General features: G+C 69.2%; 10 protein-coding genes and 1 riboswitch. Of the genes, 3 read left to right on the top strand and 7 right to left on the bottom strand.

Translation table 11 applies throughout. The features are described 5' to 3' along the window. Positions 1 to 8 precede the first annotated feature (8 nt). The 7 genes from ACIQFU_RS16410 to ACIQFU_RS16380 form a co-directional block, all read right to left on the bottom strand. Positions 9 to 977, bottom strand: coding sequence for a GlxA family transcriptional regulator (locus ACIQFU_RS16410; protein WP_402552081.1), 969 nt, complete (start codon positions 975 to 977; stop codon positions 9 to 11). A gap of 268 nt (positions 978 to 1245) precedes the next feature. Then, complete coding sequence (locus tag ACIQFU_RS16405; RefSeq protein ID WP_402552079.1) at positions 1246 to 2277, bottom strand: ribonucleotide-diphosphate reductase subunit beta; 1032 nt, start codon at positions 2275 to 2277, stop codon at positions 1246 to 1248. Beyond that, complete coding sequence (locus ACIQFU_RS16400; RefSeq protein ID WP_402552077.1) at positions 2277 to 4652, bottom strand: ribonucleoside-diphosphate reductase subunit alpha; 2376 nt, start codon at positions 4650 to 4652, stop codon at positions 2277 to 2279. The genes ACIQFU_RS16405 and ACIQFU_RS16400 overlap by 1 nt, the downstream gene beginning before the upstream one ends. Before the next feature lie 121 nt (positions 4653 to 4773). Then, positions 4774 to 4936: riboswitch (cobalamin riboswitch) on the bottom strand. Between the two features lie 46 nt (positions 4937 to 4982). Next, positions 4983 to 5489, bottom strand: a complete 507-nt coding sequence (locus tag ACIQFU_RS16395; protein ID WP_402552075.1) for a GNAT family N-acetyltransferase — start codon at positions 5487 to 5489, stop codon at positions 4983 to 4985. Between the two features lie 71 nt (positions 5490 to 5560). Next, complete coding sequence (gene mctP / locus ACIQFU_RS16390; RefSeq protein ID WP_402552074.1) at positions 5561 to 7171, bottom strand: monocarboxylate uptake permease MctP; 1611 nt, start codon at positions 7169 to 7171, stop codon at positions 5561 to 5563. Next, positions 7168 to 7458, bottom strand: a complete 291-nt coding sequence (locus ACIQFU_RS16385) for a DUF3311 domain-containing protein (protein ID WP_402552073.1) — start codon at positions 7456 to 7458, stop codon at positions 7168 to 7170. Before ACIQFU_RS16385 ends, mctP begins: the two co-directional genes overlap by 4 nt. Before the next feature lie 145 nt (positions 7459 to 7603). Next, positions 7604 to 8368 (bottom strand): GntR family transcriptional regulator, encoded by a 765-nt coding sequence (locus ACIQFU_RS16380; protein ID WP_402552071.1) that lies wholly within the window; start codon positions 8366 to 8368, stop codon positions 7604 to 7606. A gap of 454 nt (positions 8369 to 8822) precedes the next feature. Here ACIQFU_RS16380 and dasA point away from each other — a divergent pair, with 454 nt between their 5' ends. The 3 genes from dasA to ACIQFU_RS16365 all read left to right on the top strand — a co-directional run bounded on the left by dasA (position 8823) and on the right by ACIQFU_RS16365 (position 12002). Beyond that, on the top strand, positions 8823 to 10100 hold the full coding sequence (gene dasA, locus ACIQFU_RS16375) for a N,N'-diacetylchitobiose ABC transporter substrate-binding protein DasA (RefSeq protein WP_402552069.1): 1278 nt from the start codon (positions 8823 to 8825) through the stop codon (positions 10098 to 10100). 88 nt (positions 10101 to 10188) lie between these two features. Beyond that, complete coding sequence (locus tag ACIQFU_RS16370) at positions 10189 to 11175, top strand: carbohydrate ABC transporter permease (protein ID WP_402552067.1); 987 nt, start codon at positions 10189 to 10191, stop codon at positions 11173 to 11175. After that, a complete protein-coding gene (locus ACIQFU_RS16365; protein ID WP_402552066.1) occupies positions 11172 to 12002 on the top strand; it encodes a carbohydrate ABC transporter permease in 831 nt (276 codons plus the stop codon). Before ACIQFU_RS16370 ends, ACIQFU_RS16365 begins: the two co-directional genes overlap by 4 nt.

The following is a 12002-nucleotide window of genomic DNA, read 5'->3' as shown; positions in this document are numbered from 1 at the left end:
CGGACGGGTCAGGCGGCGGCCTCCGGGCCCCGGAAGGTGCGCCGGTAGGCGTGCGGGGTGGTGCCCAGGGCCCTGGTGAACTGGTGCCTCAGGGCCGCCGCCGTGCCGAAGCCGGCGCGCCAGGCGATGGTGTCCATCGTCTCGTCCGTCGCCTCCAGCAGCCGCTGGGCCAGCAGCACCCGCTGGCGCAGGACCCAGCGGTAGGGAGTCGTACCCGTCTCCTGCTGGAAGCGGCGGGCGAAGGTGCGCGGGGACATGTGCGCCCGGGCCGCGAGCTGTTCGACGGTGACCTCCTCGTCGAGGTGCTGCTCCATCCAGGCCAGCACCTCGCCGACGGTGTCGCAGGAGGAGCGCGGCAGCGGCCGCTCGATGTACTGGGCCTGCCCGCCGTCCCGGTGCGGGGGCACCACCATGCGCCGGGCGATCCGGTTGGCGACCTCCGGTCCCTGCTCCTTGCGCACGATGTGCAGGCAGGCGTCGATGCCGGCGGCGGTCCCGGCGGAGGTGATCACCGGGTCCTCGTCGACGTAGAGCACGTCCGGCGCGACCTCGGCCCGCGGATACTGCCGGCTCAGCTCGGCCGCGTGGTGCCAGTGCACCGCGCATCGCCGCCCGTCCAGCAGTCCGGCGGCGCCCAGCACGAAGGCGCCGGAGCACACGCTCAGCACGCGTGTGCCCCGGTCCGTCGCCCTGCGCAGGGCATCAAGCAGCTCGGGCGGGTACTCCCGGCGGACGAAGTCGCTGCCCGCCGGCACCGCGATCAGGTCGGCCTCCTCCAGCCGCTCGAGACCGTACGGCGTGGAGACGGTCAGCCCACCGACGTGCGTGCCCAGCGTGGGGCCCTCCGCGGAGACCACCGCGAAGTCGTACCCCGGCAGGCCCTCGTCGCTCCGGTCGATGCCGAAGACCTCGCAGATCACGCCGAGTTCGAAGGGATGCGCGCCGTCCAGCAGGACGGCGGCCACGTTGCGCAACATGCCGCCAGTGTGCCTTGCCGGTGGCAGGAAATCGAGGTCTTACGGCAGTCCTGCCACTCCCGGTAAGGAGTATCCGGCGTGACAGTGGTGTCATGACCGGAAACCAGATTGAAGGCCTTGTCGGAATGCTCGCGACCTTCGGACTCCTCGTCCTCATGGTCCTCCCCTCGGTGATCGGCATCGTGCGCGACCGGCGCATCGACCGCCAGATCAGGGAGGCCCAGGAGGGGAGGGGCCGTGGAAAGGAGACTCAGGAGGCTGCGGGGACTCAGAAGTCCTCGGACAGGTCGACGGTGCCCTCCACCGCCACCTGGTACGCCGAGGGGCGCCGCTCGAAGAAGTTGGTCAACTCCTGAACGCCCTGCAGCTCCATGAAGGAGAAGGGGTTCTCGGAGCCGTACACCGGGGCGAAGCCGAGCCGGGTCAGACGCTGGTCGGCCACGCACTCCAGGTACTGCCGCATCGAGTCGGTGTTCATGCCCGGGAGGCCGTCACCGCACAGGTCGCGCGCGAACTGCAGCTCGGCCTCGACGGCCTCCCGCAGCATGTCGGTGACCTGCTCCTGGAGCCGGTCGTCGAACAGCTCCGGCTCCTCCTTGCGCACGGTGTCGACGACGTCGAACGCGAAGGACATGTGCATGGTCTCGTCCCGGAACACCCAGTTGGTGCCGGTGGCCAGACCGTGCAGCAGGCCCCGGCTGCGGAACCAGTAGACGTAGGCGAAGGCGCCGTAGAAGAACAGGCCCTCGATGCACGCGGCGAAGCAGACGAGGTTCAGCAGGAACCGGCGCCGGTCGGCCTTGGACTCCAGCCGGTCGATCGACTCGACCGAGTCCATCCACTTGAAGCAGAACTCGGCCTTCTCCCGGATGGACGGGATGTTCTCCACGGCCGCGAAGGCGGCGGCGCGGTCCTCCGGGTCCGGCAGGTAGGTGTCCAGCAGCGTCAGATAGAACTGGACGTGGACGGCCTCCTCGAAGAGCTGGCGGGACAGGTACAGCCGCGCCTCGGGGGAGTTGATGTGCTTGTAGAGCGTCAGCACCAGGTTGTTCGCGACGATCGAGTCACCGGTGGCGAAGAACGCCACGAGCCGGCCGATCAGGTGCTGCTCCATGGGGCTGAGCTTCGCCAGGTCGGCGACGTCCGAGTGGAGGTCGACCTCCTCCACGTGCCAGGTGTTCTTGATGGCGTCCCGGTAGCGCTCGTAGAAGTCGGGGTAGCGCATGGGGCGCAGGGTCAGCTCGAAGCCGGGGTCGAGCAGGTTCTTCGTGGTCGGGTTCGCCGGGGTCTCGGTGGTCATTACTGGCAGGCCTCGCAGGACTCGGGGTTTTCCAGGGAGCAGGCGACCGCTTCGGGGTCCGGGGTGGCCTGCACGGGGACGGTGGTGGCTCGGCCCGCGGCGCGGGCGATCCGGGTCGCCGGGCGCGAGCGCAGGTAGTACGTGGTCTTCAGGCCCTGCTTCCAGGCGTACGCGTACATCGAGGAGAGCTTCCCGATGGTCGGCGTCTCCAGGAACAGGTTCAGCGACTGGGCCTGGTCGAGGTACGGGGTGCGGGCCGCGGCCATGTCGATCAGGCCGCGCTGCGGGATCTCCCAGGCGGTGCGGTACAGCGCGCGCACGTCCTCGGGGATCCAGGAGAAGCCCTGCACCGAGCCGTTGGCCTCGCGCAGCGCCTCACGGGTGCGCGCGTCCCACACGCCGAGCCGCTTGAGGTCGTCCACCAGGTACGAGTTGACCTGCAGGAACTCACCCGACAGCGTCTCGCGCTTGAAGAGGTTGGACACCTGCGGCTCGATGCACTCGTAGACACCGGCGATCGAGGCGATGGTCGCGGTCGGCGCGATGGCCAGGAGCAGGGAGTTGCGCAGGCCGGTCGTCGCCATGCGCTCGCGCAGTGCGGCCCAGCGCTCCGGCCAGGCGGGCTCGACGCCGTAGTGGTCCGGGTGCAGCACTCCCTTGGCCGTGCGGGTCTTCTCCCAGGCCGGCAGCGGGCCGTTGCGCTCGGCGAGGCCGGCGGAGGTCTCGTACGCGGCGAGCATGATCCGCTCGGCGATGCGGGTGGACAGGGCCTTCGCCTCGGGCGAGTCGAAGGGCAGGCGCAGCTGGAAGAAGACGTCCTGGAGGCCCATCGCGCCGAGGCCGACCGGGCGCCAGCGGGCGTTGGAGCGGCCCGCCTGCTCGGTCGGGTAGAAGTTGACGTCGACGACCCGGTCCAGGAAGGTGACGGCGGTGCGGACGGTGGCGTCCAGGCGCTCCCAGTCCATGTCGTCCCTCGCGGGGTCGACGAACGCGCCGAGGTTGACCGAGCCCAGGTTGCAGACCGCCGTCTCCCCGTCGTCGGTGACCTCCAGGATCTCCGTGCAGAGGTTGGAGGAGTGGACGACGTGACCGGGGACCGCGGTCTGGTTCGCCGTGCGGTTGGCGGTGTCCTTGAAGGTCATCCAGCCGTTGCCGGTCTGCGCGAGGGTGCGCATCATCCGGCCGTACAGCTCGCGGGCGGGCAGCGACTTGCGGGCGAGCCCCGCCTCCTCCGCCCTGCGGTAGGCGGCGTCGAACTCCTCGCCCCACAGGTCGGTCAGCTCCGGGACGTCGGCGGGGGAGAACAGCGACCAGGTCCCGTCGGCGTCCACGCGGCGCATGAACTCGTCCGGGATCCAGTGCGCGAGGTTCAGGTTGTGGGTACGGCGGGCGTCCTCACCGGTGTTGTCCCGCAGCTCCAGGAACTCCTCGACGTCCGCGTGCCAGGTCTCCAGGTAGACCGCCGCCGCGCCCTTGCGCCGGCCGCCCTGGTTCACGGCGGCGACCGAGGCGTCCAGCGTCTTCAGGAACGGGACGATGCCGTTGGAGTGCCCGTTGGTGCCGCGGATCAGGGAGCCGCGGGAGCGGACGCGGGAGTAGGCGATGCCGATGCCGCCGGCGTGCTTGGACAGGCGGGCGACCTGGTGGAGGCGGTCGTAGAGGGAGTCCAGCTCGTCCTTGGGGGAGTCCAGGAGGTAGCAGGAGGACATCTGGGCGTGCCGGGTGCCGGAGTTGAAGAGGGTGGGGGAGGAGGGCAGGTAGTCCAGGCGGCTCATCAGGCCGTACAGGGCGGCAACCTCCTCCGCCGCGCGGACCGTGTCGTCCTCGGCGAGTCCGGCGGCGACGCGCAGCATGAAGTGCTGGGGCGTCTCGACGACCTTCCGGGTGATCGGGTGGCGCAGCAGGTAACGGCTGTACAGGGTGCGCAGCCCGAAGTAGCCGAAGCGGTCGTCGGCGTCCGGGTCGACCAGCGCGTCGAGCCGGACCGCGTGCAGCCGTACGAAGGCGGCGGTGCGGTCGGCGATCAGGCCCTCGCGGTGACCGGTGGCGACGGAGTCGGTGAAGGCGACGACGCCCTGGGAGGCGGCCTCGGCGCGGATGCCGCTGGTCAGGAGCCGGGCGGCCAGCCGGGAGTAGACCGGGTCCTCGGAGATCAGGCCGGCGGCCGCCTCCGTGGCCAGCTCGCGCAGCTCGGCCTCGTCGGCGTGGGCGGACCGGCCGCGCAGTGCGGCGGCGGCCACCCGGCCGGCGTCGGCGCCGGGGAGGTCGGCGGTCAGTCCGGTCAGGGTCCGCAGCAGGGCGGCACCGGGGCCGTCGGGTTCCCCGGTCGCCGTCACCCGGGTCGCTGAAGCCGGATCTGCTGGCGCGATGGTCACGTGGAGCACTCCCTCGCTCGGCACGGGGCCTGGCGGAGGGCAGGGGGGCTCACGAGCGCGCACGGCGTCGCGTCCACCGGCCCACTCCACGAGGCCCGGACGTCATGGCACCCGGACCGGGACGGCCGGGCGCACTGTCGGCAGGTCCTCGGACTGGACAGGCGTGCGCGCACGTGCGAAAACGTGCGGACACACGCAAGTACACCGTTGCGGGACAGTTCCGGATTCGCACCGGATTCCCCTGCGGGCGACAGCGAGCACGAGCATACATCTAGTGCCGGGTGGCGGGAGCACCCCCACATCTTGTGTTGCCGTCGTGTCGTGCCGGTGTCAGAGCGTCAGTTCGTAGGTGAGCAGAGTGATGTCGTCCAGCTCCGGCAGCGGGTTCCAGTCGCGGTCGGGCGTGCGGACGAAGCCCAGACGCTCGTAGAGGCGGTGGGCGGTGACCATGGTGCGCTGGGTGGACAGCACCACGCTCACGCAGCCCGGCACGGCCCGGGCGCGGTCGACGCAGGCCCGCACGAGGGCCTCGCCGGCCCCGCGGCCGCGAGCCTCCCGGGCGACGGCGAGCATGCGTATCTCGGCCTCGCCGGGGCGCGCGATGTCCGCCATGGGGCCGCCGGACGGCACGAAGGTCACGCCGCCGAGCACCGGGCCGTCGGCCGCGGCGACCAGCACCTCGGCGTCCGCCGCCCGCTTGCCCACGTCGCGCAGCTCGTCCAGGTACGCGTCGCTCTCCCCGAAGTCGAGGAGGCCGTCGCGCAGATAGGCCTGCGCGGTGATCTCGCCGAGGGTGTCGTACTCCTCGGCCGTCGCCCGCCGGATCACGAAGTCCATGACGCCGAGTGTGCCCCACGGGTACGACAACGGGCCGCCGGATTTCTCCGACGGCCCGCTGAACAGGACCGCTAGTGCGAGCTGCCCGCCGTGGCCGGCGGCAGTTCCACCTGGACGCCGGGGTCGCCGGCGTCCGCCGTGTAGTCGCTCGGCCGGGTCTCGTCGACGCCGTCGGGCGCCTTGACCGCCTTCAGGACGAAGGTCAGGACCACGGTGACCAGGACGTTCAGCACGAAGGCGGTGAGGCCGATGTAGCCGATCTCGCCGATGCCGGGGATCTCGTCGGAGGAGCCGCCGAAGTGCGCCTGCGTCGGCGAGGCGACACCGTAGGCGGCGACCGTGCCGTAGACCATGCCGACCGCCCAGCCGCCGAGCAGCGCCCAGCGGTGGAACCAGCGGGTGAACAGGCCGCCGACCAGGGCCGGGAAGGTCTGCAGGATCCAGATGCCGCCCAGCAGCTGGAAGTTGATCGCGACGGTCTTGTCCATGCCCAGGACGAAGATCAGCGCGCCCACCTTCACCAGCAGCGACACCAGCTTGGAGACCTTGGTCTCCTGCTGCGGCGTGGCGTCCGGCTTGATGAAGTCCTTGTAGATGTTGCGGGTGAAGAGGTTCGCGGCGGCGATCGACATGATCGCCGCCGGGACCAGGGCGCCGATGCCGATGGCCGCGAAGGCGACGCCCGCGAACCAGTCCGGGAACATGTTCTCGAACAGCTGGGGGATGGCCAGCTGGCCGTTCTTGACCTGGATCCCGGCGGCGATCGCCATGAAGCCGAGCAGCGCCAGCAGGCCCAGCATCAGCGAGTACAGCGGCAGGATCGTGGTGTTGCGGCGGATCACCTCACGGCTGCGCGAGGACAGCGTGGCGGTGATCGAGTGCGGGTACATGAAGAGCGCCAGGGCCGAGCCGAGCGCGAGGGTCGCGTACGTCCACTGGCCCCCCGCTGCCGGTACCACCCCGCCCGCACCCGCCTCGGTGAACTTGTCGTTCGCCGCCGCGAAGATGTCGTCGAAGCCGCCCAGCTTGATCGGGATGTAGATGATCGCCACCGCGATGACGATGTAGATGAGCGCGTCCTTCACGAACGCGATCAGCGCGGGCGCGCGCAGCCCCGACGAGTAGGTGTACGCCGCCAGCACGCCGAAGGCGATCAGCAGCGGCAGGTCCTTGACGAACCAGTTGGTGTCCTCGCCGCCGCCGACGCCCATCACGTCGAGGACGGCCTGGATGCCGACCAACTGGAGCGCGATGTACGGCATGGTCGCCAGGATGCCGGTGACGGCCACCGCCAGCGACAGGCCCTTGGAGCCGAACCGGCCGCGCACGAAGTCCGAGGTCGTCACGTACCCGTGCTTGTGCGAGACCGACCACAGGCGGGGCAGGAAGGTGAAGATCAGCGGGTAGACCAGGATCGTGTACGGCACCGCGAAGAACCCGGACGCGCCCGCCGCGTAGATCGCCGCCGGGACGGCCACGAAGGTGTACGCGGTGTACAGGTCGCCGCCCAGCAGGAACCAGGTGACCCAGGTGCCGAACGAGCGGCCGCCGAGGCCCCACTCGTCGAGGCTGTGCTCGTTCTCGGCCTTGCGCCAGCGGGCGGCCAGGAAGCCCATGGCGGTGACGAGGACGAAGAAGAAGATGAAGACGGCGAGTGCGACGCCGTTCACGCCGTCGTTCATCGCGACTCACCGCCCTTCGCGGTGGAGTGGGCGGCGGCGGAGTGGGCGGCGCGTCCGCGCTGGTCGCGCTGCCACAGCTTGTACGCGGTCACCGTCAGCAGGGTGGAGATCAGCACCCAGGCCATCTGGTACCAGTAGAAGAACGGGATGCCGATGAAGGTCGGGTCCGTCTTCGTGTACGAACCGACCCACAGCATGGCGACGAACGGTGCGACGAGACAGAGCCCGATGACGACGCGCACCGGCGTCACCACCGGCTCTCTGCTCACTTCTGTGTCTTCCGACATGCGCGGCTCCGTCCCCTCGCTGATCACCTCGTGCAGTGCGCACGAAATGTAGGTGACGGTGTCAAGACAGCGGAAGACCTCGTCCGTATATCGGTCCTCAACTGCAACTTCGCGCCCGCGCGCGGGGAGGTATGCCGGGTATGTACTAGTCCTGGGGGCGCTTGAGGCGGGCCACGAACTTGTAGCGGTCACCCCGGTAGACCGAGCGCACCCACTCCACCGGCTCACCGGTGCGGTCCTGCGAGTGCCGGGAGAGCATCAGCATCGGCAGGCCCACGTCGGTGCCGAGCAGACCGGCCTCGCGCGGGGTGGCCAGGGAGGTCTCGATGGTCTCCTCGGCCTCGGCGAGGTGGACGTCGTACACCTCGGCGAGCGCGGTGTAGAGGGACGTGTACTTCACCAGGGAGCGGCGCAGTGCCGGGAAGCGCTTCGCGCTGAGGTGGGTGGTCTCGATGGCCATCGGCTCGCCGTTGGCCATGCGCAGCCGCTCGATGCGCAGCACCCGGCCGCCGGCCGTGATGTCCAGCAGTCCGGCGAGCCGGTCGTCGGCGGTGATGTAGCCGATGTCCAGCAGCTGCGAGGTGGGTTCGAGGCCCTGGGCCCGCATGTCCTCGGTGTACGAGGTGAGTTGCAGCGCCTGCGAGACCTTGGGCTTGGCGACGAAGGTGCCCTTGCCCTGGATGCGCTCCAGGCGGCCCTCGACGACCAGCTCCTGCAGGGCCTGGCGCACCGTCGTGCGCGAGGTGTCGAACTCGGCGGCCAGGGTGCGCTCGGGCGGGACCGGCGTGCCCGGCGTCTGGGTCCGGGTCATGTCGAGCAGATGCTTCTTCAGGCGGTAGTACTTGGGCACGCGCGCGGTACGGACGGTCGCCCCACCCTCGTTCTCCGCACTGCTGACGTCGGTGCTCATGCTCTGCCTTCCCGGCTCCGGGTGCCGAAGCGACCGCTTCCCTGTCGGCCACGGCTCACATCGTGGCACGGCTTCGCGCCGGGATGGCCCCCGCACGCTCCGTGATCCCTTCTGTATACCCGCGGGAACACCCTTGGTCTAGTCCACAGGGCGGTCGGACGTCGCTGGTACGCGCGTTCGGCGCCCTGTCGGCACGTCATTCGGTGGGGGGTGGTACACCCGGTCCCGGTCCGCCCGTTCTGTCGCTTGCGCAATGAAAGGTCCCTGCATATCTCGGTCCCATCACGGACGGACTGACGGAGTTTGAACACCCTTGACAGGCCTATTGGTCTGGGCCAAGCTCCCCGTACTGGTCTACACCATTGGTCCAGGTCCCGGCCCCGAGGGCGGTCCGCGTCGACGAGCAACCGCGGGGAGGCAGGGGGGTTGTGTGGCATCCCTGAGGAGGGTTGGCGTGAAGCGCAAGCTTATAGCCGCGATCGGTATCGCGGGCATGATGGTCTCGATCGCCGCATGCGGGGGCGACAGCGGTGACGACGACAAGAAGGCCGGGGCCGACGGGTACGCCGGCGAGACGCTCACCGTGTGGGTGATGGACGGCTCCTCGCCGGACGACTGGCAGGCCGACCTCGCCAAGGAGTTCGAGGCGAAGACCAAGGCCAAGGTCAAGTTCGAGATCCAGAAGTGGAACGGTATCCAGCAGAAGCTGACCACCGCTCTCTCCGAGGAGAACCCGCCCGACGTCTTCGAGATCGGCAACACCCAGACCCCGGCCTACGCCAAGACCGGCGGCCTCGCCGACCTGAGCGACCTCAAGGGCGAGATCGGCACCGACTGGTCCGAGTCCCTCAACAAGTCCGCCGTTTTCGACGGCAAGCAGTACGCGGCCCCGTGGTTCGTGGTCAACCGCGTCGTCGTCTACAACAAGAAGATCTGGGCGGACGCGGGCATCAAGGAACTGCCCAAGACCCGCGACGAGTTCTACAACGACCTCAAGACGATCGGCGAGAAGACCGACGCCGAGCCGATCTACCTGCCCGGCCAGAACTGGTACCACTTCGTGGGCCTGGTCATCGGCGAGGGCGGCGAGCTGGTCAAGAAGGACGGCGACAAGTACGTCTCCAACCTGTCCGACCCGAAGGTCGCCGCGGCCACCGAGACCTACAAGAAGTTCCAGGCCCTCTCCAAGGCCCCCAAGGACAAGGACGAGGCCACCCCGCAGCAGGGCGAGATCTTCGCCAAGGGCAAGACCGGCTCCTTCATCGGCATGGGCTGGGAGGGTGCCACGGCGATCACCACCAACCCGGCGATCGAGAAGGACCTCGGCTACTTCACCATTCCGGGTGCCGCGGCGGACAAGCCCGAGGGCGTCTTCCTCGGCGGCTCCAACCTGGCCGTCGCCGCGGGCAGCAAGAAGCAGGAGCTCGCCAGGGAGTTCCTGAAGCTCGCGCTCTCCGACAAGTTCGAGGGCGGGCTGGCCAAGGCCAACGGCGTCATCCCGAACAAGGAGGCGCTGCAGGGCAACCTGAAGGGCAACGCCGCCGCCGAGGCCGCCGCGCCGGCCGCCGGTACCGGTGACACCACGCCGCTGATCCCGGAGTGGGCCGCGGTCGAGAACGACCCGAACCCGATCAAGACGTACCTGACGGCCGTCATGAAGGGCAAGTCCCCGGCCGAGGCCGCCAAGCAGGTCGAGGGCGAGTTCAACAAGCGCCTGGCGCAGCAGCAGTAGCACTGGGCGAGCCGGGGCGGGGGCTGAGACACGACGGCCCCCGCCCCGGCATCGAGGTGAACAGGTCGAGAAGAGAGAGACCGCGAGCATGACCGTGCAGACCGAACGGCCGCCCTCAGGCCCGTCGGACGTCCGCAAGGCGGACGGTGGGGGAACCGGCGGGCCGAGAGCGAGAGCCGCGTCGCGCGCCGGCGCGCTGGCCCCGTATCTGCTGCTGCTGCCCGCCGCCGCGGCCACCGTGCTGCTGCTCGGCTGGCCGCTGGTGAAGGACGGACTGCTGTCCTTCCAGAACCTCAACATGGCGCAGCTGATCCAGCACGTCACCGAGTGGACCGGCTTCGACAACTACAAGGAGGTCCTCACCGGCGAGGACTTCTGGCGCGTCACCGTCCGTTCCATCGTCTTCACCGCGGTCAACGTCGTCCTCACCATGGTGGTGGGCGGTCTGATCGGCCTGCTGCTCGCCCGCCTCGGCAGGACGATGCGGTTCGTGCTGATGATGGGCCTGGTGCTGGCGTGGGCCATGCCGGTCGTCGCCGCGACCACCGTCTACCAGTGGCTCTTCGCCCAGCGCTTCGGCGTCGTCAACTGGGTGCTCGACAAGCTCGGCTGGCACTCCATGGCCGACTACAGCTGGACCGGCAGCCAGTTCTCGACCTTCTTCGTCGTCACCGTGCTGATCGTCTGGATGTCCGTCCCGTTCGTCGCGATCAACCTGTACGCGGCGACCACCACGATCCCGGGCGAGCTGTACGAGGCCGCCGCCCTCGACGGAGCCGGCGTGTGGCGCAGCTTCACCTCGGTCACCATGCCGTTCCTGCGCCCGTTCCTCTACGCGACGACGTTCCTGGAGGTCATCTGGATCTTCAAGGCCTTCGTCCAGGTCTACACGTTCAACGGCGGCGGACCGGACCGTCTCACCGAGATCCTGCCCGTCTACGCCTACATCGAGGGCGTCGGCAACCAGCACTACGGCATGGGTGCGGCGATCGCGGTCCTGACCATCCTGATCCTGCTCGGCCTCACCGCCTACTACCTCAGGATCGTGCTCAAGCAAGAGGAGGACGAGCTGTGAAGCGCTCGCTCTACGGCCGCCTGTGGCCCAACGTCACGGCCGTCGTCCTGTTCGTCGGCCTCGTCTTCCCCGTCTACTGGATGTTCTCCACGGCCTTCAAGCCGACCGGCGACATCATCTCGGAGAACCCGGTCTGGTTCCCGACCGACGTCACCTTCCAGCACTTCAAGACCGCGACCGAAGCCGACCACTTCTGGACGTACGTCGGCAACTCGTTCATCGTCACCGTCTGCGCGGTCGTCTTCTCGCTGATCATCGCCCTGGCCGGGTCCTTCGCCCTGGCGCGGATGCGGTTCAAGGGGCGGCGCGGCTTCATCGTCGGCTTCATGCTCGCCCAGATGGCCCCCTGGGAGGTCATGGTCATCGCGATCTACATGATCGTGCGCGACGCGTCGATGCTGAACAGCCTGGTGCCGCTCACCCTCTTCTACATGATGATGATCCTGCCCTTCACCATCCTGACGCTGCGCGGCTTCGTCGCCGCCGTGCCGAAGGAGCTGGAGGAGTCGGCGATGGTCGACGGCTGCACCCGCATCCAGGCCTTCCGCCGCGTCATCCTGCCGCTGCTCGCCCCGGGCCTGATGTCCACCTCGATGTTCGGCTTCATCACCGCCTGGAACGAGCTGCCGCTCGTCCTGGTCGTCAACAAGGAGGCGGAGTCCCAGACCCTGCCGCTGTGGCTGACCAGCTTCCAGACCGTCTTCGGCGACGACTGGGGCGCGACCATGGCCGCCTCCTCCCTGTTCGCCGTCCCGATCCTGATCCTCTTCGTCTACCTCCAGCGCAAGGCCGTCAGTGGCCTGACCGCCGGCGCCGTGAAGGGATGA

Source organism: Streptomyces sp. NPDC093065 (assembly GCF_044754585.1).
Classification (GTDB): domain Bacteria; phylum Actinomycetota; class Actinomycetes; order Streptomycetales; family Streptomycetaceae; genus Streptomyces.
Note: the sequence above shows the minus strand (reverse complement) of the source record. Positions and strands in the feature narration are given on the sequence as shown.